Here is a 22,732-nt window from a genome sequence, read left to right on the forward strand (position 1 = left end):
CGCCGGCGTCAGCCCCCAAGCTGGCGGCGATGCGCGGCGATCACCGCATCGCCGGGCGCCAGCGCCACGGCTTCGTCGAGCAATTGCCGCGCGCCGTCGTCGTCGCCCGCGGCATCCAGCGCGACCGCATAGGCGTCGGCGGCATCCGCGTTCATCGGGCGCAGCGCATGCGCCGCCCGGCCATAGCTGCGCGCGATCGCGCCGTCGCCGCTGCCCGCATAAGCGCGCGCGAGATCGGCGAGCACCGCAGCATCGCGGTTGCCGATCGTGCGGCGGACGCCTTCCAGCGTGTCGATCGCCGCATCCCACTGCCCCGCGGCGACCTGGAGATGCCCCTGAAGCCGCCGCGCGACGAGGCTTTGCGGATTCTGCGAGAGATAGAGCGCGAGCGTCGTCGTCGCATCGCGCTGGCGCCCCGCGCGGCCGAGCGCATCGACCAGCCGCAGCATCGTCGGCTCGTCAAAGGCGAGATCGGCGGCGTGGCCATAGGCCGTCGCGGCGTCCGGATAATGGCCGCCGGCCGCGAGCACGTCGCCCCAAGCGAGCTGCGCGGCCGGCGCACCCGATGCGGCGACGACGAGCGCGCGCGCCTGTCGCGACGCCCCCGCCAGATCGCCCGCGGCGATCCGCCCGCGGATCAATCCCAGCGCGTAAGCCGGGTCGTTCGGCGCCTGGGCGGCGCCTGCCACCAGCACGCCCAGCGGATCGGCGGGCGCGAAGCTCGCCGCCGCCGCCACGGCGCCGGTCCGCGCGCGATCGCGAAGCTGGGCCGCGCCCACCGCATCCCCCGTCGCATCCGCCGCCGCCGCCGCCACGCCGAGCGAATAGCCGTCGGCATCGCCCCGCACCAAGATCGGCCGCAGCGTATCCAGCGCACCCACGGCATCGCCCGATCGCAGCAGTGCCGCGCCCAGCAATCGGCGCGCCACCACGTTCATCGGCTGGAGCGCCACGAGCCGGCGCCATTTCTCGATTGCCTGTTCGGTCTTGCCCTCGGCTGCATCGAGCGACCCGGCGAGCAGCAGGGCACCCGGCAGATTTTCGAGCCCGCCATTCGCCTTGGTCAGCAGGCTGCGCGCCAGCACGCTGTTGCCCGCACGCGCCGCGAGCACCGCCTGGAGATACAGCGCCTGCGCGCTGCCGGGGCGCGCGGCGAGCGCGGCGCGGCTGTCGGCCAGCATCGCGGCGTTGCGGCCAAGATCGCCGAGCGTCGCAGCGCGCTCGATCAGCGCGGGATGGTAATAGGCGTCGCGCGCGACCGCTGCGTCGAACCAGGGCAGCGCCGCGACCGGACCATAGCGTTTGCGCACGATCTCGCCCTGAAGCGTCAGCGCGGCGGGCTCGCGCGGCGCCAGCGCCGCGGCACGCGCGGCGGCATCGGCCGCGCCGCCCACCTCGCCGGCATCGAGACGGATGCGGCCGAGATCGGTCCAGGCGGCGGCATCGCGCGGATCGGCGTCGAGCACGCGGCCGATCGCCGCCTGCGCGCCGACGCGGTCGCCCTTGGCCGCCATCGCCCGCGCGGCGATGCGCATGGCATAGGCGGCGTAGCGCGGCGGCGCCTTCGCCGCCTCGGCCAGCGCGCCCGGCACGTCTCCCTGAAGCAGCCGCGCCTCGGCGAGCAACTGGTGCGTGCGATCGGCCGGCAGCCCGGCATCGCGCGCGCGCGTCAGCTCTCCCTCCGCCGCCAGCCCCTCGCCGAGCTGAAGATAGGCGCGCGCGAGCACCGCATGCGCGATCCCCGATCGCGGCTCGGCACGCACCGCATCCAGCGCATGGTTGCGCGCCGCGCTGTAATTGCCCGCCTCCAGCGTCGCGCGGGCATCCGCGAGCGCGCGCGGCGCACCGGGAGGAGGCTGGCGCTCCACCGCCACGATCGCGCCGAGCACCGCGACCAGGCACAGGGCCAGCACGGCGAAAAGCCGCACGCGCCGGCCGATCCGGATGCGGGGGACGGTCAGGCCGCGGCGGCGGCGCTGCAACAGCGGATAGGTCGCGTCAGCCATGGAGATCGTAGCTCTTCAGGAGGTCGTAAAGCGTCGGTCGGCTGATGCCGAGCAGCCGCGAGGCACCGGAGATATTGCCGTCGGCGCGGGCGAGCGCGCGGGCGATCGCGCGCCGATCCGCGCTTTCGCGGGCGGCACGCAGGTTGACGATCGCTTCGTCGCCCGCCGCCTTGTCGGCCAGATCGAGATCGGCGGCGGTCACATGCTTGCCGTCCGCCATGATGACCGCGCGCTTCACCCGATTTTCGAGCTCGCGCACGTTGCCGGGCCACGCCCAGCCGTCGATCGCGGCGCGGGCATCGGCGGACAGCCCGGTCACCGGCCGCTTCATCGCCGCGGCGTGGCGCGCCACGAACACGCGGGCCAGCAGCGCGGCATCGCCTGATCGTTCGGCGAGCGCCGGGATGCGCACGACGATCTCGGCCAGCCGGTAATAAAGGTCCTCGCGAAAGCTGCCGGCCGCGACCATCGCGTCGACATCCTGGTGCGTCGCGCACACGATCCGCGTGTCGATCGGGATCGCCTTACGGCCGCCGATCCGCTCGATCGAGCGCTCCTGCAGAAATCGCAGCAGCTTTACCTGCAGCGGCAGCGGCACATCGCCGATCTCGTCGAGGAACAGCGTGCCGCCATGCGCCTGCTCGATCTTGCCCTCGGTCGTCTTCACCGCTCCGGTGAACGCGCCCTTCTCGTGACCGAACAGCTCGCTTTCGAGCAGCGTCTCGGGGATCGCCGCGCAGTTGATCGCGACGAAGCGTCCGCGCGCGCGCGGCGAGGCATCGTGCAGGCCGCGCGCGAGCAGTTCCTTGCCCGTCCCGCTCGCCCCTAGCAGCATCACCGATACGTCGGCGGGCGCGACGCGCTCCAGCGTGCGGGTCACCGCCGCCATTTCGGGCGAGGCGGCGATCAGGCCGCCAAAGCCGCCGCTGCCGAGCCGCGCGGTGAGCCGCCGGTTCTCCGCCTCCAGCGCATGGACGTGGAAGGCGCGCGCGACGATCCGCCCCAGCGCGTCGATGTCGATCGGCTTGGCGTAGAAATCCCATGCCCCGTCGGCGATCGCCTGAAGCGCGCTCGCGCGGGCGCCATGCCCCGATGCCACGATCACCTTGGTCGCCGGCGCGAGCGCGAGAATGTCGGCCAGGGTCGCGAACCCCTCGGCGGTGCCGTCGGGATCGGGCGGCAGGCCGAGATCCAGCGTCACGACTGCGGGTTCGTGGAGGCGCATCGCCGCCAGCGTCTCGGCACGATCGCCCGCGGTGACGACCTCATAACCTTCATAGGCCCAGCGCAACTGGCGCTGGAGGCCCGCATCGTCCTCGACGATCAGGAGTTTCGGCAGGATCGGGCTGGTCATGCGGCGACCTCCATCGCAGGCGCGGCGGGCAGGACGATGCGGAAGCAACTGCCCTCGCCCGGATGGCTGGTCACCGTCATCGTGCCGCCCATGGCGTGGACGAGCTGCTTGGCCTCGAACGCGCCGACTCCGAAGCCGCCCGGCTTGGACGAGACGAAGGGGCGGAACAGCTCGTCGCGGACAAAGGCCGGCGTCATGCCGCAGCCGCCATCCTTGACGCCGATGGCGATGCCATGGTCGTCCTGCGCGGCGGTGACGGTCACCGGGCTACCCGGCGCGCTCGCCTCGCAGGCGTTCTGGATCAGGTGGCCGAGCACCTGTTCGAGCCGGCCGGGCTGCGCCAGCGCGAGCGGGGCGCCTTCGCCATGATACAGGATCGGGTGGGTGCGCGTGCGCGCCGCGATCCGCGCGGCGATGGCGGCCACGTCGACGGGCGCGCGCGATTCCTGCGGCGGCGCATGATGCTGCGACAGCCGCGCGAGCAGCGCGTTCATGCGGCCGGCCGAATCCTGCAGCGTCGCCACCATATCGGCGCGGAAATCGGGGTTGTCGGCATGGCGTTCGGCGTTGCGCGCCACGAGGGTCAATTGGCTCACCAGATTCTTCACGTCGTGCAGGATGAAGGCGAAGCGGCGGTTGAACTCGTCGAAGCGCTGCGCATCCGCCAGATCGGCCTGCGCGCGCTGCTCGGCGAGATAGCTCGCCGCCTGCGGCCCGGCGACGCGGAGCAGATCGAAATCCTCCCAGTCGAGCGTGCGGTCGACCGGCGGCCGGGCGAGCAGGATCGCGCCCACCAGCGATCCGAGATGCAGCAGCGGCACGATCGCCCAGGCATCCACGCGCACGATCATCCAGCGCGGCAGGCCCTCGGCGTCCGCCGCCCCCTTGCCCGCGCGCACCGCGTCGATCTCGATGATCCGCCCCGTGGCCAGATGCCGCGCATAGGCCTCATCGACGCCGCCGCTCGCGTCCCAGTTCCAGGCCGCTCCCGCTCCCAGGGCGCCGCCGTCCGGCACCAGCAGCAGGCCGGCGGGGGCATCGACCAGATCGGCAATCGCCTTGACGACGCGCTCGTCCAGTCCGGCGCCGACGCCCGGCCGGCCCAGCGTCGCCGTGAAGCGCTGCCACTCGACGCGATAGTCGTAGCGATGGCGAAACAAATGCTTGGCGAGCTTCACGCGCAGCCACGCCCGCAGCCAGGGGGTGGACAACAGGGTGAGGAGCGCCACCGCCGCCCCCAGCACGATGGCGGTCTGCACGATCCGCGCCTGCGCGCCCGCCACCCGCTCCGCCAGCATCGTGAGCACGATCGTGATGCCGACATAGGCGATCGCCGCCACGCCGGAGAGCGTCCGCACCGCCGCCGTTCGCGACACGGCGAAACGGCCGTCGCCCGGATGCTCGGTGGCGACCGCCAGCATCAGCCCGACGCCGATCATCGCCGCGCCGCGCAGGATGACGAGCAGGCCGGGATCGACGCGTGCGTAGAGCGCCACCAGCAGCAGCACGTCGACGCTCCACATGATGCCGAGCGCCATCGTCGCCACCTGCACGCCGCTGCGCGCCGCGGCACGCGCTGCGTCGTTGAGCTGGTGGACGAGCACCAGCGCGCCCACGGCCGCCATCATCCGCAGCAACAGCCTGGCGTCGACGACCGCGGCGAGCGCGGTGGGCCCGATCGGCGCGGCGGCGATCGCGGCCAGTGCCGCGCCGATCGTCGTCAGCGTTACGATCGCCACATACAGGCTGGCGAGCGGACGCGTGCCGAGCCGGTCGCGCCGGACGAGCAGATAGAGCGCCCCCAGCCAGGTGAGATCGCGGATCGCCTCCACCAATTGCGTGCTGAAATCCCAGGCGCCGATCCCCGCCACCGCCAGCGCCCAGAAGGCCGTGGCGAACAGCGCGGTGACGAACGCGCGCCTCACCCATCGCCCCTGCGATTGCGCGAGCTGCGCAATGGCCAGCGTGCCGAAAACGAGCGCGGCGAGCGCATGGCTCCACAGGATCAACTGCGCGATCATCGCGCGCCGCTCGGCCAGAGCACCACGCGCAGCGTCTGGAGAAGGATCAGCAGATCGAGAAAGGGCGAGTAATTCTTGGCATAGTACAGGTCGTATTCGAGCTTGTGCCGCGCATCCTCGACCGATGCGCCATAGGGATAGTTGATCTGCGCCCAACCGGTGATGCCCGGCTTCACCATATGCCGCTCCGCATAATAGGGTAGCTGCTGCTCGAGCTGCTCGACGAATTGCGGCCGCTCGGGACGGGGGCCGACGAAGCTCATCTCGCCTTTCAGCACGGCCCAGGTCTGCGGCAGCTCGTCGATCCGCACCTTGCGGATGATGCGGCCGATCCGGGTGACGCGCGGATCCTGCTCGGCCGCCCACACCGCCTGCCCCGCCACCTCCGCGTCCTGCCGCATCGACCGGAGCTTCACGATGTCGAAGCCCTGGCTGTACAGCCCGACGCGGCGCTGCCGGTAGAAGACGGGGCCGCGCGACTCGATCCGGATCGCCACCGCCGTCAGCAGGACGATCGGCAAGGTGAGGATCAGCAGCACGAGGCTCGCGACGATGTCGAACGCGCGCTTGGCGATACTCGACAGCATCCGCCCGCTCGCGAAACCGTCCGAGAAGATCAGCCAGGACGGGTTGACGCTGTTCAGGTCGATCCGCCCCGTCTCGCTTTCGAGGAAGCTCGAGATATCGGACACGGCGACGCCGGTCGTCTTCACGCGGAGCAGGTCCTTCAGCGGCAGCGCGTTGCGGCGTTCCTCCAGCGCGAGCACGATCTCGGTGGCGCGCGCATCGACGACATGCGCCGACAGATTGGGGATGGCCGCGCGCGGGACCGCGTCGCTGACGGCGGGTGCGCCCTCGCTCATCGCGACGAACCCGGCGACGATGAAATTGGCGCCGGGCCTAGCGGCGAGGTCGCGGATCTGTGCCGCGCGCACACCGGCGCCGAGCACCACGATGCGCCGCTTGAACGTCTCGCCACCCAGCGCGCGCCCCAGCAGAGCGCGCACCACCACCAGCGAGACGGTCGCGATCACCATCGAATAGAGCAGGTTCGATCGCCAGAAGGTCAGCGTCGGCACCAGGAAGAAGATCAGCGAGAGGAAGATGACGCCGAGCGACACCGCCACCGCCAGCCGCGCCGCCGCGAAGCGCAGCGACAGGAACGATGCCGCGGTATAGGCGCCCACCGCGACCAGCGCGATCTGAAGCGCGGCGGCAAACACCACGATCTGCGGGATGCGTTCGACGATCGGGCCCGCACTCATGCCGATCTGGCGCGCGCGTACCACCCAGCCGGCTTCGGCCGCCGCCATCAGCAGCACCGCATCGACCAAGCCCAACAGCAGCACCGCTTGCGGCACATAATGCTTGAACACCCGGATCATGGTCGCGCCATCCTGCTGACTGGAGGTGTAAGCAAATCCGACACGTACTCGCGCTTAACCGTAAATGGCGAACAAAAGGTTGAGGATGCCGCCGGATAGCTTCGTGCGGTCGCACGTTTGCTCCTGGTGGGCCGGCTCTATAGGGCGGGCACAACAGGAGGATACATGACTGCCACGCCGATCGTTCCCGTGATTTTGTCCGGCGGGTCGGGCACCCGTCTCTGGCCGATGTCGCGACCGGAAATGCCCAAGCAGATGCTCGCGTTGACGGCCGAGGCGACGATGCTCCAGCTTACCGCCGGCCGCGCGACCGGCGATGGGTTCGCCGCGCCCATCGTGGTGGCCAATGCGCGGCACGCCGACATGGTCGAAGAACAGCTCGATCAGGCCGGCGCCGAGCCGCAGGCGGTGATCCTCGAACCCGCCGGCCGTAACACCGCGCCGGCGATCGCGCTGGCCGCGATCGCCGCGGGGGGCGGCGATGCGCCGCTGCTCATCATGCCCTCCGATCACGTCATCGCCGACATCGACGCCTTCCATGCCGCGATCGCGGCGGCGCGGCCGCTGGTGGCCGATGGCTGGCTCGTCACCTTCGGCATCGCGCCCGATGCGCCCGAGACGGGCTATGGCTGGATCAAGATCGGCGAGGCCGTGGCCGACGGCGTCCACCGGGTGGCACGCTTCGTCGAAAAGCCGCCGCTCGACAAGGCCGAGGCGATGCTCGCGAGCGGCGACCATGCCTGGAACGGCGGCATCTTCCTGTTCCGGGCCGACGCCTATCTCGACGCGCTCGCCACCTTCGCGCCCGAGATGCTGGCGGCGACGCGGGAAGCGATGGCCGGGGCGCGGCGCGAGGGCGTGCGCGTTTTCCCCGACGCCGAAGCCTTCGCCCGCTCGCCCGACGACTCGATCGACTATGCGGTGATGGAGAAGGCCGAGCGCGTGGCGGTGGTGCCGGTCGCCATGGGATGGAGCGATGTCGGTAGCTGGGATGCGCTGCACGCGATCAGCGATACCGATGGCGACGGCAACGCGCACCGCGGCGACGTGCTCGCGATCGATACGCGCAATTGCCTGGTGCGCAGCGACGGCGTGCGGATCGCGATGGTCGGCGTGTCCGACCTGATCGTGGTCGCGAGCGGCAACGACATTCTGATTCTGCCACGCGGCCGCAGCCAGGAGGTCAAGAAGATCATCGCCGCGATGAAGTGACGCGGCGTCGATCAATCGTCGGCGAAGATTTCGCCGCGGGGGATGTTCAGGCCCAGTGACGGAAGCGCGAGATCGAGCGAATCCGAGAACAGCGTTTCCATCCAGCCATTCTCGATACGCTGGTGCACCGACAGGGTTTCGGCTTCCGGATCGATAAAGGCGATGGTGTCGACCGACCCGATCGCCCGATATTCGTCCTTCTTCACCGACAGGTCCGATCGGCGGGTGGACGGCGACAGGATCTCGATCACCACGCGGGGATCGGACAAGGTAAGATCGTCGGGGCGATCGCCGGGCGCGCCGCGGTCGATCGTCAGATCGGGGTAGCGCACCGAGCGGTCATGCGTGCGCACCGCCATGTCCGATCCATAAGGGCGACAGCCCGAGCCGCGCAGCGCATTGCCGAGCGCGACGAAGAGATTGCCCTGCACCCGGGCATGGCTGCGCGTGCCGCCGGCCATCATCTGGATGACGCCATTGTCGAGTTCGGCCTTCATATCGGGGCCGAAATCGATCCGGAGGAATTCCTCGGCCGTCAGCAGCCGGTAATGCTGGTCGGTCGCCATGCCCGCGATATACGCCGATCGTTCCAACAAACAAAGGGCCGGGAGTTGCCCCTCCGGCCCTTCGTCTTGGTGATATGTTCGGCGTAGGTCCGTCCTCGGGCGAGTCCGTGGCCAGCAGGCCACGGCCGCCCTTCGGATCAGAAGTCCATGCCGCCCATGCCGCCCATGCCGCCACCGCCGCCCATGGGCATGGCGGGCTTGTCCTCGGGCAGCTCGCTCACGGCCGCTTCGGTCGTGATGAGCAGGCCGGCGACCGATGCCGCATTCTGGAGCGCGGTGCGCACGACCTTGGTCGGGTCGATCACGCCGGCCTGGACCAGGTTCTCGTACGTGTCGGTCTGGGCGTTGAAGCCCATCGTCGGATCGTTGCCCTCGAGCAGCTTGCCCGAAACCACCGCACCGTCGTGACCGGCGTTGGTCGCGATCTGGCGGACCAGCGTCGTCAGCGACTTGCGGACGATGTCGATACCGCGCGTCTGGTCGTCGTTCGCGCCGGTCATGCCTTCGAGCGCCTTGGTCGCGTACAGCAGCGCCGTACCACCACCGGGAACGATGCCCTCTTCGACCGCGGCGCGGGTCGCGTGGAGTGCGTCGTCGACGCGGTCCTTGCGCTCCTTCACCTCGACCTCGGATGCGCCACCGACCTTGATGACCGCAACGCCGCCGGCGAGCTTGGCGAGACGCTCCTGGAGCTTCTCCTTGTCATAGTCGCTGGTGGTGTTCTCGATCTGCTGGCGGATCGCCTCGGTGCGGCCCTTGATCGAATCGGCGTCACCCGCACCATCGACGATGATGGTGTTGTCCTTGTCGATCGTCACGCGCTTGGCGGTGCCGAGCATCGCGGTCGTCACGGTCTCGAGCTTGATGCCCAGATCTTCCGAGATCATCTCGCCCTTGGTCAGGATCGCGATATCCTCGAGCATCGCCTTGCGACGATCGCCGAAGCCGGGTGCCTTGACCGCTGCGACCTTCAGGCCGCCGCGCAGCTTGTTCACCACGAGCGTGGCGAGCGCCTCGCCCTCGATGTCCTCGGCGATGATGAGCAGCGGACGACCGGTCTGGACGACGGCTTCCAGGATCGGAAGCATCGCCTGCAGGTTGCTGAGCTTCTTCTCGTGGATCAGGATGAACGGATCCTGGAGCTCGACGGTCATCTTCTCGGGGTTGGTGATGAAGTACGGCGACAGATAGCCGCGGTCGAACTGCATGCCCTCAACGACGTCCAGCTCGAATTCGAGACCCTTGGCCTCTTCGACGGTGATGACGCCTTCCTTGCCGACCTTCTCCATCGCCTCGGCGATCTTCTCGCCGACGACGGTGTCGCCATTGGCCGAGATCACGCCGACCTGAGCGATTTCCTGCGTGCCCGACACGGGCTTCGAACGCGCCTTCACGTCCTCGATCACCTTGATGACGGCGAGGTCGATGCCGCGCTTCAGGTCCATCGGGTTCATGCCGGCCGCAACCGACTTCATGCCCTCGCGCACGATCGCCTGGGCGAGCACGGTCGCGGTGGTCGTGCCGTCGCCGGCATTGTCGTTGGTCTTCGAGGCCACTTCGCGCAGCATCTGCGCGCCCATGTTCTCGAACTTGTCCTTCAGCTCGATCTCCTTGGCGACGGTAACGCCGTCCTTGGTGATCCGGGGTGCGCCGAAGCTCTTGTCGATCACGACGTTGCGGCCCTTCGGCCCAAGCGTCACCTTCACCGCGTCGGCGAGGATGTCCACGCCGCGCAGGATGCGCTCGCGTGCGTCACGCGAAAATTTTACGTCCTTGGCTGCCATGCTGGCTACCTTTCAGATGTGAGTTCGAAAATTACGAAGTGGAGGAAGTGGAGGCGCTCGCGCCGTTTCCACTTCCGCCATTCAACGGGCCAGAATTCAGCCGACGATCCCCAGGATGTCGGATTCCTTCATGATGAGGAGGTCCTCGCCATCGACCTTCACCTCGGTGCCGGACCATTTGCCGAACAGCACGCGGTCGCCGGCCTTCACCTCGAGCGGGTGGACGTCGCCCGACTCGCTGCGGGCGCCGGTGCCGGCGGCGACGACTTCGCCTTCCTGCGGCTTTTCCTTGGCGGTGTCGGGGATGATGATCCCGCCGGCCGTCTTCTCTTCCGCCTCGACACGGCGGACGAGGACACGGTCGTGCAACGGACGAAAGTTCATTGCTGTGGTCCCTCTTCAGGTGATGTTACAGATTTCTGGCACTCACGGGGTGCGAGTGCCAACGCCCGCCATATGTGGGCGCCCCGTGGCACCGTCAACGCCCGGTGGAACAAAAATCGCGCCCGTCAGTCCACCGGAGCCGCGAGCAGGCCGAGCCGTTCGCGCGCCGCCCAGCGCCACACCAGCATCATCGATACCGCGGCCAGCCCGGCGGCCAGCCCGGCCCAGATGCCGACCCCCTGCCACCCGGCGCGAAAGCCGAGCAGCACCGCGGTGCCGAAGCCGATCACCCAATAGCCGAACGCGGCGATCAGCATGGGCCAGCGCGTATCCTGCAGGCCGCGCAGCGCCCCCGCGGTGACCGCCTGCGCGCCGTCGAACAGCTGAAACATCGCCGCCACCGCGAGATAGCGCACCGCCAGCGCGACGACGCGCGCATTGGCGGGGGCATCAACGTCCAGATAGATGCCGATGAACAGCCGCGGCATCGTCCAGATCGACACCGCCGTCAGCGTCATGAAGCCGGTGCCGATCAGGATCGCGGTGCTCCCCGCGCGCGCGATCCAGCGCCGGTCGCGCGCGCCATAGGCCAACCCCACGCGGATCGTGGCGGCCTGCGCCATGCCCAGCGGCACCTGGAACGCGATCGCGGCGATGTTGAGCGCGATCGCGTGCGCGGCCACCTCGGTTACGCCGATCAGCCCCATCAGGATCGCCGCCCCGCCGAACAGCCCGGCCTCCAGCGTCAGCGTCAGCGCGATCGGCAGGCCCAGCGCGACGATCTGCCGCAGCCGCGGCCATTCGGGGCGCCACCAGCGGCCGAACAGGCGGTAGCGGCGCAGCCGCCGGTCGAAGCGCAGGATCGCGGCATAGGCGATCATCGTCACCACGCTCGTCACCACGCTCGCGATGGCGGAGCCTTCCAAGCCGAGCGCGGGAAAGCCGGCATGGCCGAACACCAGCAGCCAGTTGCCGAGCAGCCCCACGCCCAGCGCCAGCGCGGTGACGCCCAGCGCCCAGCCCGGCCGGCCGAGCGCCGCCGCGACGGTGCGCATCACCGCGGCGGCGATGGCGGGCAGCAGCGCGACGAGCAGGATGGCCATGAACGCCCCCGCCCGCGCCGCCACCTGCGGATCCTGCCCCGCCAGCCGCAGCAGCGCGGCGCCGTTCGCCAGCAGCGCCATCGCCGGCACGGCGGTGACGACCGCCAGCCACATCGCCATCCGGAACGAGCGCCGCACCTCGCGCACCGCATGGCGGCGCGCGCCCAGTTCGGCGGCGATCAGCGGCGCGCAGGCGGTGGCCAGGCCGATCAGCGTCCAGAGGATCAGGCTGAACACGAACACGCCGAGCGTGGCCGCAGCGAGTTCGGCGGTGCCAAGCCGTGCGACGAACACCACGTCGACCGAATAGACCGCCATCTGCAACAGGTTCGCCCCGACCAGCGGCCCCGCCAGGGCGAGCAGCGGCCGCCATTCGGCGCGGGCGGCGGCGGGAGGCGGAACGGCCGGCGACGGAGAGGCTGGCGCGTGCATGCGAGCGCCCTAGCGGGTGGCGGGGGCGGAGGACAGGGGTGCGATCGGGGACTTGGTAGCCTTTCCCTTCTCGTTCCCCGGCGGAGGCCGGGGTCCAGTTGGGCGAACGGCTGTGCGTCATCACCGAACCTCACCCAACTGGGCCCCGGCCCCCGCCGGGGAACAAGGCGGTAAGGAACGCCCCCCAACGATGTTGCCCCATCGCCACACCGCACGCTATGCAGGGCCGAACCGACCGCGGGCTGCCGCGCGTCGCCCGTGAAAGGACAAGGCCCCCATGAAGCTCGTGCGCGGCGCATGGAAATTGCTGGTGGGCATCAAGGACGGGCTCGTCCTGATCGCGATGCTGCTGTTCTTCGGCCTGATCTTCGCCGGGCTGAACGCGCGGCCCAACACCGCGATCAAGGATGGCGCGCTGCTGCTGAAGCTCGACGGCACGATCGTCGAACAGCCCGCCACGCCCGCCGCCTTCGCCTCGCTGAGCGGACAGGGCAGCCCCAAGCAGTTCCGCCTGCGCGATCTCGTCCGCGCGATCGACGCGGCGAAGGACGATGCGCGCGTGAAGCTGGTGGTGCTCGATCTCGAATCCTTCGGCGGCGGCTATCCCGCCGCGCTGAACGAGGTGGCCGACGCGATCGGCCGGGTGCGCGCCAGCGGCAAGCCCGTGCTCGCCTATGCCACCGGCTATACCGATGCAGGCTACCGCCTCGCCGCCAACGCCTCCGAGGTGTGGATGAACCCGATGGGCGGCACGCTGTTCACCGGGCCGGGCGGCAGCCAGCTCTATTACAAGGGGCTGATCGACAAGCTGGGCGTCGACGTGCACGTCTACCGCGTCGGCAAGTTCAAGTCGTTCGTCGAGCCCTATACCCGCGCCGACCAGAGCCCCGAGGCGCGCGCGGCGAGCCAGGCGCTGTACGGCACGCTGTTCGCGCAGTGGCGCGAGGCGGTCGGCAAGGCGCGGCCCAAGGCGCAGGTGGCAAGCTTCCTCGCCAGCCCCGAAAAGCCGATCCTTGCCGCGGGTGGCGACATCGCCCGGGCGAACCTGGCCGCGGGGATCGTCGACCGGCTGGGCGATCGCACCAGCTTCGGCACGCGCGTCGCGCAGATCGCGGGCGTCGACACCGGCAAGCCCGCCGGCGCGTTCCGCACCATCCCCTACGACAATTGGGTGGAGGCGCACCCGCTGTCGACCGATGGCGACGCGATCGGCGTGGTGACGGTGGCGGGCGACATCGTCGACGGCAAGGCGGGCCCCGGCACCGCGGCCGGCGACACGATCGAAAAGGCGCTGCTCGACGGGCTGGCGACCAAGGACCTGAAGGCGCTGGTGCTGCGCGTCGATTCGCCGGGCGGATCGGTGCTCGCCTCCGAACAGATCCGCCGTGCGGTGATGGTCGCCAAGGCCAAGGGCCTGCCGGTGGTGGTGTCGATGGGCGGTCTCGCCGCATCGGGCGGCTATTGGGTGTCGACCGCGGCCGACATGATCTTCGCCGAACCCTCCACGATCACCGGATCGATCGGGATCTTCGGCATCATCCCCACCTTCGAGAAGACGCTCGCCAAGGTGGGCGTCACCGCGGACGGCGTGAAGACCACCGCGTTGTCGGGCCAGCCCGACATCTATGCGGGCACCACGCCGGTGCTCGATTCGATCCTTCAGGCGGGGATCGAGAACGGCTATCGCCAGTTCGTCGGCCGCGTCGCGCAGGCGCGCCACCTGACGCCCGCGCGGGTCGACGCAATCGGCCAGGGCCGGGTGTGGGACGGCGGCACCGCGCGGCAGCTGGGGCTGGTCGACCGGTTCGGCACGCTGTCCGACGCGATCGCCGAGGCGGCGCGGCGCGCGAAGCTCGATCCGGCCAAGGTCCATGCCGAATATCTGGAAAAGCAGCCGGGCTGGGCCGCCAAGCTCGCGCGCTCGATCGCCGACCGCGACGACGACGGCGATGCGAGCCGCGGTTCGGACGACCTGTTCGGCCGCGCCGCCGCCGATCAGCGCGCCACGCTGGCGCGCGCGCTGGGCGATGCGAAGCGGCTGGTCTCAACCGGCTCGATCCAGGCGCGCTGCCTCGAATGCGGCGGCCTCGGCCCCAGCGCGCGCGACGCCGACGACGCGACGCTGCTGAACCTCGTGCTGGCCCGGGTCGGGCTCTGACGGAGGCGGGCGTTAGCGCCGCCCGCGATAGGCCGGCAGGCCCCAGTGGAAGCGCATCGCCGCGGCGCGCAGGGTGAAGCCCGCGCTCGCCGCGGCGACGGCGGCCCAGGCGGGCGGCATGCCCAGCCGCTCCAGCGCGACATAGGCGGCCGCCGCCAGCGCTGCGGCGGTGACATAGAGTTCGGGGCGCATCAGGATCGAGGGTTCGCCCGCCAGCACGTCGCGGATGATCCCGCCGACACAGGCGGTGATGACCCCCATCAGCGCGGCGGGCACCGGCGGCACGCCGTAGTTCAGCGCCTTGGCCGCGCCATACACCGCATAGGCGGCGAGCCCGACCGCATCGAACCAGTCGAGCGCCGCACCGCGCCACCAGCGCTCGGGCGTCGTCCAGATCACCAGCGCCACGCCCAGGCACACCGCCGCGGCGCGCGCATCGTGCACCCAGAACACCGGCGCGCCGATCAGCAGGTCGCGCACCGTGCCCCCGCCCACCCCCGTCACCAGCGCGAAGAAGGCGAGCGTGACGAGCGTCTGCGCGCGCTTGGCCGCCGCCAGTGCGCCCGATGCGGCGAACACCGCGAGCGCGATCAGGTCGAGCCAGGGTGCGGCGGCCGGCAGCACGGCGACGGGAAGGATCATGGGCACCATGATGCGCGCTGTATAACCTGCATCGTATGGCGGCCACCCCTTGTGTGGCCAAAATATCACACCATCTTCGCGCCAAGTCAGACAGGGATCACCCATGAACCTCGATAAATTCACCGACCGCGCCAAGGGCTTTCTCCAATCGGCGCAGACCGTCGCGATCCGCATGAACCACCAGCGCATCGCCCCCGAACATATCCTCAAGAGCCTGCTCGAGGACGAGGAGGGCATGGCGTCTGGGCTGATCGCCAAGGCGGGCGGCGACGCGCGCCGCGCGCTTTCCGAAACCGATCTCGCGCTGGCGAAGATTCCGCAGGTGTCGGGCGGCGGCGCGCAACAGACGCCGGGGATCGACAATGATGCGGTCCGCGTGCTCGACCAGGCCGAGGAGATTGCGAAAAAGGCAGGCGACAGCTTCGTGACCGTCGAGCGGCTGCTCGTCGCGCTGGCGCTGTCGCTGAACACCGCGGCGGGCAAGGCGCTGAAGGCGGCGGGCGTGACCCCCGAGGCGCTCAACACCGCGATCAACGACCTGCGCGGCGGCCGCACCGCGGACACCGCGTCGGCCGAGGACCGCTACGACGCGCTGAAGAAATTCGCGCGCGACCTGACGCAGGCGGCACGCGACGGCAAGCTCGACCCGGTGATCGGCCGCGACGAGGAGATCCGCCGCACCATCCAGATCCTCGCACGCCGCACCAAGAACAACCCCGCGCTGATCGGCGAACCCGGCGTCGGCAAGACCGCCATCGCCGAGGGCCTGGCGCTGCGCATCGCCAACGGCGACGTGCCCGACACGCTCAAGAACCGCAAGCTGATGGCGCTCGACATGGGCGCCCTTATCGCCGGTGCCAAATATCGCGGCGAGTTCGAGGAGCGGCTGAAGGGCGTGCTCGACGAGGTGAAGGCGGCCGAGGGCGACATCGTCCTCTTCATCGACGAGATGCACCAGCTCATCGGCGCGGGCAAATCCGAGGGCGCGATGGATGCGGGCAACCTGCTGAAGCCCGCGCTCGCGCGCGGCGAGCTTCACTGCGTCGGCGCGACCACGCTCGACGAATATCGCAAATATGTCGAGAAGGACCCCGCGCTCCAGCGCCGCTTCCAGCCCGTCATGGTCGGCGAACCCACGGTCGAGGACACGATCTCGATCCTGCGCGGGCTGAAGGATCGCTACGAGCTGCACCACGGCGTGCGCATCACCGACGGCGCGATCGTCGCGGCGTCCACCCTGTCGAACCGCTACATCACCGATCGCTTCCTGCCCGACAAGGCGATCGACCTGATGGACGAGGCCGCCAGCCGCATCCGCATGGAGGTGGAGAGCAAGCCCGAGGAGATCGAGAATCTCGATCGCCGCATCATCCAGCTCAAGATCGAGCGCGAGGCGCTGAAGCGCGAGACCGACGCCGCCTCGGTTGACCGGCTGGCCAATCTGGAGCGCGAGCTCGCCAATCTGGAGCAGCAATCCGCCGAGCTGACGACGCGCTGGCAGGGCGAGAAGGACAAGATCGGCGCCAGCGCGAAGCTGAAGGAGCAGCTCGACGCGGCACGGCTCGAGCTGGAGCAGGCGCAGCGTTCCGGCGACCTCGCGCGCGCGGGCGAGCTGTCCTACGGCACGATCCCTGCGCTGGTCCGCCAGGTCGAGGAGGCGCAGGGCGAGACGGAGGGCGCGATGCTGCGCGAGGAGGTGACCGCCGACGACATCGCCGCGGTGGTGTCGCGCTGGACGGGCATTCCGGTCGACCGCATGCTCCAGGGCGAGCGCGACAAGCTGCTCGCGATGGAGGCGATCATCGGCAAGCGCGTGATCGGGCAGGCGCATGCGGTGCGCGCGGTCTCCACCGCGGTGCGCCGCGCGCGCGCGGGGCTACAGGATCCCAACCGCCCGCTCGGCAGCTTCCTGTTCCTCGGCCCCACCGGCGTCGGCAAGACCGAGCTGACCAAGGCGCTCGCCGAATTCCTGTTCGACGATCCGAACGCGATGGTGCGCATCGACATGAGCGAGTTCATGGAGAAGCACGCGGTCGCGCGGCTGATCGGCGCGCCGCCGGGCTATGTCGGCTATGAGGAAGGCGGCGTGCTGACCGAGGCGGTGCGGCGGCGGCCCTATCAGGTGGTGCTGTTCGACGAGGTGGAGAAGGCGCATGGCGACGTGTTCAACGTGCTGCTGCAAGTCCTCGACGACGGGCGGCTGACCGACGGCCAGGGGCGGACGGTGGATTTCACCAACACGCTCATCATCCTGACATCGAACCTGGGCTCGCAATATCTGGCGAATCTGGGCGATGGCGAGGACGTCGCCACCGTCGAGCCGCAGGTGATGGAGGTGGTGCGCGGCCATTTCCGCCCCGAATTTCTGAACCGGCTGGACGAGATCATCCTGTTCCACCGGCTGGGCATGGGCGAGATGGCGCCGATCGTGGACCTCCAGGTGGCGCGCGTCGGCAAGCTGCTGGCGGATCGCAAGATCACGCTCGACCTGACCGACGCCGCACGCGCGTGGCTCGGGCGGGTCGGCTATGATCCGGTCTATGGCGCACGCCCCTTGCGCCGCGCGGTGCAGCGCCACCTTCAGGATCCGCTTGCCGACCTGATCCTGCGCGGCGACGTGAAGGACGGCGCCACCGTCCATGTCGACGAGGGCGACGGCAAGCTGAGCCTGACCGTGGCGTGATCCGCCCGGACATCCGCTGATTTCCCACCGGAATATCAGCGGATGTCGCGACGGGAGAGCTTGTGCGGCGCGACCGCGTCCCCCTACACTGAGTCAACAGATGGGGGACGGGAATGAAGTTGCGAAGCGCGGCGCGAACATGGGTGGGTTCGCTGACGGCCCTGGCGCTGATCGGCTGTGGCCAGCCGACACCGGTGAAGACGGCATCGGACAAACCCGCGCCGGGCTCCGGCCCCGGCAAGGGCCATGGCTATTCGCACGACCCCTACCCGTCCACCTATCGGCCCTATCCCGGCGTGCCCACGCTCGTCCGCGACGTGACCGTCTATGACGGCGAGGGCGGCCGGATCGATCACGGCGCGGTGCTGTTCGCCGACGGCAAGGTCGTCGCGATCGGCCAGACGCTCGACGCGCCCGCCGGCGCGACCGTGATCGACGGCGCGGGAAAATGGGTCACGCCCGGCATCATCGATATCCACAGCCATCTGGGCGATTATCCGAGCCCCGCGGTGCAGGCCAATTCGGACGGCAACGAGGCGACCTCGCCCGTCACCGCCGACGTCTGGGCCGAACACAGCGTGTGGCCGCAGGATCCGGGCTTCGGCCGCGCGCTGACGAATGGCGGGGTCACCACGCTGGAGATCCTGCCGGGCTCGGCCAATCTGTTCGGCGGCCGCTCGGTGGTGCTGAAGAACGTCTATGCCCGCACCGTGCAGGGCATGAAGTTCCCCGGCGCACCCTACGGCCTCAAGATGGCGTGCGGTGAGAACCCGAAGCGCGTCTATGGCTCCAAGGGGCGCGAACCCTCGACGCGGATGGGCAACATCGCGGTCGACCGCGCCACCTGGGCGAAGGCGGTCGAATATCGCCGCAAATGGGACAAGTACGAAAAGGACGGCGGCGAGGCGCCGACGCGCGACATCGCGATGGACACGCTGCGCGGCGTGCTCGACGGCGAGATCCGCGTGCAGAACCATTGCTACCGCGCCGACGAGATGGCCAACGTCATCGATATGTCGAAGGAGTTCGGCTATCACGTCGCCGCGTTCCATCACGCGGTCGAGGCCTATAAGGTCGCGGACCTGTTGAAGGCGAACGGCGTGTGCGCCGCGGTCTGGTCCGACTGGTATGGCTTCAAGATGGAGAGCTTCGACGGCATCCGCGAGAATCTGGCGCTGCTGCAACAGGCCGGCACCTGCGCGATGATCCATTCGGACGACGAGAACGGCATCCAGCGGCTGAACCAGGAGGTGGCCAAGGCACTCTCGGCGGGTCGTCACGCGGGGATCGCGATCCCCGATGCGGTGGCATGGGAGTGGCTGTCGTACAATCCGGCCAAGGCGCTCGGCATCGCCGACCGGACGGGCAGTCTGAAGCCCGGCAAGATGGCGGACGTGGTGCTGTGGAACGGCGATCCGTTCAGCGTCTACACCCGTCCCGAAAAAGTGTGGGTGGACGGCGCGCTGCTCTACGATGCCAACGATCCGCACCGCCGGCCGGTATCGGATTTCGAATTGGGCCAGCCGGGTTCGGGAGACGTGAAGTGAAGGCCCTGCTCCTCGCCTGTGCCGCGCTGGTCGCGGCGCCCGCCGCCGCGCAGACGGGGTCCCTGCAAAGCGATGCTTTGCGGGGTGGACAAACCGTCGCGATCGTCGGCGGCACGCTGGCGGTCGGCGACGGGTCGCAGCCGATCCCCAACGGCACCGTCGTCTTTCGCGACGGCGCGGTCGTCGCGGCGGGCACGAACGTCGCCGTGCCCGCCGGCGCCACCGTGGTGGACGCGCACGGCAAGTGGATCGCGGCGGGCATGATCGCCGGCTTCAGCAATCTGGGGCTCGTCGATGCCGAGGGGATCGAGGAAAGCAACGACAGCCGCGCCGGCCGCTCGCCCTTTGCCGCCGGGATCGACATCGCCCCGTGGATCAACCCGCAGGCCGAACCGATCGGCGACGAGCGGCTGGGCGGCATCACCCGCGCGATCGTCGCGCCCGATGCGGGGGGATCGATCTTCGCAGGACAAGGCGCGGTGATCGATCTGGGCGACGGCGCGCCGCCGGTGACACGCGCGCGCGCGTTCCAATATGTCGAGCTGGGCGAAGGCGGCGCGCGAACCGCGGGGGGCAGCCGCCCGGCCGCCTTCGCGATGTTCCGCGACGCGCTCGCCCAGGCCGTGGATTATCGCCGCAGCCCGGCGACGTTTGGCGGTCGCGAGAAGGATTCGCTGCTGAAGCGCGGCGATGCCGAGGCGTTGCTGGGCGTGATCGACGGGCGCGTGCCGCTGCTCGTCCATGTCGAGCGCGCCAGCGACATCCTCGCCGTGCTGGCGCTGCCGCACGACTATCCCAGGATCCGCCTCGTGCTGGTGGGCGCCAGCGAAGGGTGGATGGTGGCGCGCCAGATCGCCGAGGCGCGCGTGCCGGTGATCGCGGGCGCGCTGGAGGATCTGCCCGCCGCGTTCGAAAAGCTCGCCGCGACCGAATCGAACGTCGGCCGGATGACGCGCGCGGGCGTGCCCGTGGCGATCTCGACGCTGGGCGCCAACACCGCGCCCGGCGAGCATGTCCTCGCCCAATATGCCGGCAACCTCGTCGGCTTCGGCCGGACCCCCGGCGCCACGGGGCTCGACTGGGGGCAGGCGTTCGCGACGATCACGTCCCGGCCCGCGCAGGCGCTGGGGATGGACGGCAGCATCGGTTCGCTCCGCCCCGGCCGCCGCGCGGACGTGGTGCTGTGGGACGGCGATCCGCTCGAACTGTCGTCGGCGCCCGTCGCGATCTGGATCGACGGCCGGCCGCAGCCGATGCGATCGCGCCAGAGCGCGCTGCGCGACCGCTATCGCAATGCCGGCGAAGGCACGCTGCCCAAGGCCTATGAACGGTGAGGATGACGATGAAGCGATCGACCTTGTGGCTGGCCGCGACCGCGGCGGTGATCGGCGCCGCCCCCGTGGCGGCAGCGGACAACCCCTTTGCGACGCGCAGCACGCTGCCGTTCGAGGCGCCGCCGTTCGACCGGATCACCGACGCCGATTACCAGCCGGGCTTCGAACAGGGCATGGCCGAGCAGCGCGCCGAGATGCGCCGGATCGCGGACGATCCCGCCCCGCCGAGTTTCGCCAACACCATCGCCGCGATGGAGCGCTCGGGCGCGATCCTGCGGCGCGTGTCGGCGGCGTTCGGGGCGGTCAACCAGGCGGATACCAACCCCGCGCGCCAGGCGGTGCAAAAGGCGATGGCGCCCAAACTCGCCGCGCATAACGACGCGATCTATCTCGATCCGGCGCTCTTCGCGCGGGTGAAGCGGCTGTACGACCAGCGCGCGAGCCTGGGCCTGGATGCGCAGCAGCGTCAGGTGCTCGACATCGTCTATCAGCGCTTCGTACGCGCCGGCGCCCTGCTGTCGGATGCGGACAAGGCGAAGCTGCGCGACCTGAACGGCCAGTTGTCGATGCTGCAGACCGCGTTCGTCCAGAAATTGCTGGCGGCGACCAAGGCGGGCGCGCTCGTGGTGGACGATCCCGCAGCCCTTGCCGGGCTGGGCGACGGCGGCATCGCCGCGGCGGCGGCGGCGGCGAACCAGCGCGGCCTTTCCGGCAAATGGGTCGTGCCGCTGCAGAACACCACGCAGCAGCCGGCGCTCGAATCGCTGTCCGACCGGGCGACGCGCGCGCGGCTGTTCGACCGGAGCTGGACGCGCAGCGAACGGGGCGATGCCAACGACACGCGCGACACCGCCGCCACGATCGCGCAGTTGCGCGCGCGCAAGGCCGCGCTGCTCGGCTATCCCGACTGGGCGTCCTATGTCCTCGCCGACCAGATGGCGAAGACGCCGCAGACCGCCGAAGCCTTCATGGCCAAGCTGATCCCGCCGACCGTCGCGCAGCAGCGCCGCGAAGCCGTCGAGATCGACGCCGCCATCAAGGCCGACGGCGGCGACTTCACCGTCAAGCCCTGGGATTGGGACCGCTATGCCGAACGCGTGCGCCATGCGCGGTTCGATCTCGACCAGAATCAGGTAAAGCCCTATTTCGAACTGAACGCGGTGCTGGAAAAGGGCGTCTTCTTCGCCGCGACCAAGCTCTACGGCGTGACGTTCAAGGCGCGCCACGACATCCCGGTCTATAACCCGGACGTGCGCGTGTTCGAGGTGTTCGACCGCGACGGCAAGCATCTCGGGCTGTTCTACTGCGACTATTTCAAGCGCGACAACAAACAGGGCGGCGCCTGGATGAGCAGCTTCGTCGGCCAGTCGGGCCTGCTCGGCACGCAGCCGGTGGTGTACAACGTCGCCAACCTGCCCAAGCCCGCCGCGGGGCAGCCCGCGCTCATCAGCTTCGACGACGTGACGACGATGTTTCACGAATTCGGCCATGCGCTGCACGGCCTGTTCTCGAACATCGCCTATCCCTCGCTCGGCGCGTCGGCGCGCGACTTCGTCGAATTCCCGTCGCAGTTCAACGAGCATTGGGCGCTCGATCCGGCGGTGCTCGCGCATTATGCGGTCGATTACCGCACCGGTGCGCCGATGCCCGCGCCGCTGGTCGCCAAGATCAAACAGGCCGCCAAGTTCAACCAGGGCTATGCGCTGGGCGAGCTGATCGCCGCGGCCGAACTCGACATGCAGTGGCACGCCCTGCCCCCGACCGCGCCGAAGCAGGACGTGGACGCGTTTGAGACGGCGGCGCTGGCCAAGACCGGGCTCGATGTCGCGCATGTGCCGCCGCGTTACCGCAGCAGCTATTTCCAGCATATCTGGTCGGGCGGTTATGCGGCGGGCTATTACGGCTATCTGTGGACGCAGATGCTCGAAAACGATGCCTATGCCTGGTTCATGGCGCATGGCGGCCTGACGCGCGCGAACGGCGATCGCTTTCGCGATCTCGTCCTGTCGCGCGGGCACAGCCAGGATTACGCGACCATGTTCCGCGCCTTTTACGGCAAGGATCCCGATATCGGCCCGATGCTCCAGGATCGCGGGCTGGCACCGGCGGCCAAGCCCTGAC

The 22,732-nt window shown here is 69.7% G+C and carries 15 protein-coding genes; 6 read left to right on the forward strand and 9 right to left on the reverse strand.

The window, feature by feature from the left end; translation table 11 throughout:
• Positions 1-8 precede the first annotated feature (8 nt).
• The 4 genes from OXQ95_RS08210 to OXQ95_RS08225 are packed head-to-tail and all read right to left on the reverse strand — an operon-like array spanning position 9 to position 6,766.
• Positions 9-2,006, reverse strand: a complete 1,998-nt coding sequence (locus OXQ95_RS08210; protein WP_267381133.1) for a tetratricopeptide repeat protein — start codon at positions 2,004-2,006, stop codon at positions 9-11.
• On the reverse strand, positions 1,999-3,360 hold the full coding sequence (prsR, locus tag OXQ95_RS08215; protein ID WP_267381134.1) for a PEP-CTERM-box response regulator transcription factor: 1,362 nt from the start codon (positions 3,358-3,360) through the stop codon (positions 1,999-2,001). Before prsR ends, OXQ95_RS08210 begins: the two co-directional genes overlap by 8 nt.
• Positions 3,357-5,381 carry an XrtA/PEP-CTERM system histidine kinase PrsK gene (prsK, locus tag OXQ95_RS08220; RefSeq protein ID WP_267381135.1) on the reverse strand — a complete coding sequence of 675 codons (2,025 nt, stop codon included), beginning with the start codon at positions 5,379-5,381 and terminating at the stop codon, positions 3,357-3,359. The genes prsR and prsK overlap by 4 nt, the downstream gene beginning before the upstream one ends.
• The gene (locus tag OXQ95_RS08225) at positions 5,378-6,766 is read right to left on the reverse strand and encodes a TIGR03013 family XrtA/PEP-CTERM system glycosyltransferase (RefSeq protein WP_267381136.1); all 1,389 of its coding nucleotides are present in this window, start codon (positions 6,764-6,766) and stop codon (positions 5,378-5,380) included. Before OXQ95_RS08225 ends, prsK begins: the two co-directional genes overlap by 4 nt.
• Positions 6,767-6,931: 165 nt before the next feature.
• Between OXQ95_RS08225 and OXQ95_RS08230 the strand changes: the two genes are divergently transcribed.
• Positions 6,932-7,978: a mannose-1-phosphate guanylyltransferase/mannose-6-phosphate isomerase gene (locus OXQ95_RS08230; RefSeq protein ID WP_267381137.1), complete on the forward strand. Its 1,047-nt coding sequence runs from the start codon at positions 6,932-6,934 to the stop codon at positions 7,976-7,978.
• An 11-nt stretch (positions 7,979-7,989) separates the two neighbouring features.
• Here OXQ95_RS08230 and OXQ95_RS08235 read toward each other — a convergent pair whose 3' ends face one another.
• The 4 genes from OXQ95_RS08235 to OXQ95_RS08250 form a co-directional block, all read right to left on the reverse strand.
• Positions 7,990-8,544 carry a Uma2 family endonuclease gene (locus OXQ95_RS08235; protein ID WP_267381138.1) on the reverse strand — a complete coding sequence of 185 codons (555 nt, stop codon included), beginning with the start codon at positions 8,542-8,544 and terminating at the stop codon, positions 7,990-7,992.
• 137 nt (positions 8,545-8,681) lie between these two features.
• Entirely contained in the window at positions 8,682-10,328 is a 1,647-nt protein-coding gene (gene groL / locus OXQ95_RS08240) for a chaperonin GroEL (protein WP_242097249.1), read from the reverse strand.
• A gap of 96 nt (positions 10,329-10,424) precedes the next feature.
• Complete coding sequence (gene groES, locus OXQ95_RS08245; RefSeq protein WP_242097248.1) at positions 10,425-10,712, reverse strand: co-chaperone GroES; 288 nt, start codon at positions 10,710-10,712, stop codon at positions 10,425-10,427.
• 125 nt (positions 10,713-10,837) lie between these two features.
• Entirely contained in the window at positions 10,838-12,247 is a 1,410-nt protein-coding gene (locus OXQ95_RS08250) for an MATE family efflux transporter (protein ID WP_267381139.1), read from the reverse strand.
• Positions 12,248-12,524: 277 nt separating this feature from the next.
• On the opposite strand from OXQ95_RS08250, the gene sppA reads away from it, so the two are divergent.
• A complete protein-coding gene (gene sppA, locus OXQ95_RS08255; RefSeq protein WP_267381140.1) occupies positions 12,525-14,405 on the forward strand; it encodes a signal peptide peptidase SppA in 1,881 nt (626 codons plus the stop codon).
• 12 nt (positions 14,406-14,417) lie between these two features.
• On the opposite strand, the gene OXQ95_RS08260 is transcribed toward sppA, so the two are convergent.
• The gene (locus tag OXQ95_RS08260; protein ID WP_242097245.1) at positions 14,418-15,047 is read right to left on the reverse strand and encodes a TRIC cation channel family protein; all 630 of its coding nucleotides are present in this window, start codon (positions 15,045-15,047) and stop codon (positions 14,418-14,420) included.
• 103 nt (positions 15,048-15,150) lie between these two features.
• On the opposite strand from OXQ95_RS08260, the gene clpB reads away from it, so the two are divergent.
• From clpB to OXQ95_RS08280, 4 genes are all read left to right on the forward strand, one after another.
• On the forward strand, positions 15,151-17,730 hold the full coding sequence (gene clpB / locus OXQ95_RS08265) for an ATP-dependent chaperone ClpB (protein ID WP_267381141.1): 2,580 nt from the start codon (positions 15,151-15,153) through the stop codon (positions 17,728-17,730).
• Between the two features lie 113 nt (positions 17,731-17,843).
• Positions 17,844-19,277: an amidohydrolase gene (locus tag OXQ95_RS08270; protein ID WP_267381142.1), complete on the forward strand. Its 1,434-nt coding sequence runs from the start codon at positions 17,844-17,846 to the stop codon at positions 19,275-19,277.
• Positions 19,274-20,611: an amidohydrolase family protein gene (locus tag OXQ95_RS08275; protein WP_267381143.1), complete on the forward strand. Its 1,338-nt coding sequence runs from the start codon at positions 19,274-19,276 to the stop codon at positions 20,609-20,611. Before OXQ95_RS08270 ends, OXQ95_RS08275 begins: the two co-directional genes overlap by 4 nt.
• Before the next feature lie 8 nt (positions 20,612-20,619).
• Complete coding sequence (locus tag OXQ95_RS08280) at positions 20,620-22,731, forward strand: M3 family metallopeptidase (RefSeq protein WP_267381144.1); 2,112 nt, start codon at positions 20,620-20,622, stop codon at positions 22,729-22,731.
• Position 22,732: the final 1 nt, after the last annotated feature.

The sequence above is a fragment of the Sphingomonas sp. GC_Shp_6 genome, assembly GCF_026540835.1.
GTDB lineage: Bacteria > Pseudomonadota > Alphaproteobacteria > Sphingomonadales > Sphingomonadaceae > Sphingomonas.

Coding starts and splice junctions, on each gene's coding strand:
- OXQ95_RS08210 (WP_267381133.1), bottom strand. CDS start 2,006: ATGGCTGACGCGACCTATCCGCTGTTGCAGCGCCGCCGCCGCGGCCTG.
- prsR (WP_267381134.1), bottom strand. CDS start 3,360: ATGACCAGCCCGATCCTGCCGAAACTCCTGATCGTCGAGGACGATGCG.
- prsK (WP_267381135.1), bottom strand. CDS start 5,381: ATGATCGCGCAGTTGATCCTGTGGAGCCATGCGCTCGCCGCGCTCGTT.
- OXQ95_RS08225 (WP_267381136.1), bottom strand. CDS start 6,766: ATGATCCGGGTGTTCAAGCATTATGTGCCGCAAGCGGTGCTGCTGTTG.
- OXQ95_RS08230 (WP_267381137.1), top strand. CDS start 6,932: ATGACTGCCACGCCGATCGTTCCCGTGATTTTGTCCGGCGGGTCGGGC.
- OXQ95_RS08235 (WP_267381138.1), bottom strand. CDS start 8,544: ATGGCGACCGACCAGCATTACCGGCTGCTGACGGCCGAGGAATTCCTC.
- groL (WP_242097249.1), bottom strand. CDS start 10,328: ATGGCAGCCAAGGACGTAAAATTTTCGCGTGACGCACGCGAGCGCATC.
- groES (WP_242097248.1), bottom strand. CDS start 10,712: ATGAACTTTCGTCCGTTGCACGACCGTGTCCTCGTCCGCCGTGTCGAG.
- OXQ95_RS08250 (WP_267381139.1), bottom strand. CDS start 12,247: ATGCACGCGCCAGCCTCTCCGTCGCCGGCCGTTCCGCCTCCCGCCGCC.
- sppA (WP_267381140.1), top strand. CDS start 12,525: ATGAAGCTCGTGCGCGGCGCATGGAAATTGCTGGTGGGCATCAAGGAC.
- OXQ95_RS08260 (WP_242097245.1), bottom strand. CDS start 15,047: ATGATCCTTCCCGTCGCCGTGCTGCCGGCCGCCGCACCCTGGCTCGAC.
- clpB (WP_267381141.1), top strand. CDS start 15,151: ATGAACCTCGATAAATTCACCGACCGCGCCAAGGGCTTTCTCCAATCG.
- OXQ95_RS08270 (WP_267381142.1), top strand. CDS start 17,844: ATGAAGTTGCGAAGCGCGGCGCGAACATGGGTGGGTTCGCTGACGGCC.
- OXQ95_RS08280 (WP_267381144.1), top strand. CDS start 20,620: ATGAAGCGATCGACCTTGTGGCTGGCCGCGACCGCGGCGGTGATCGGC.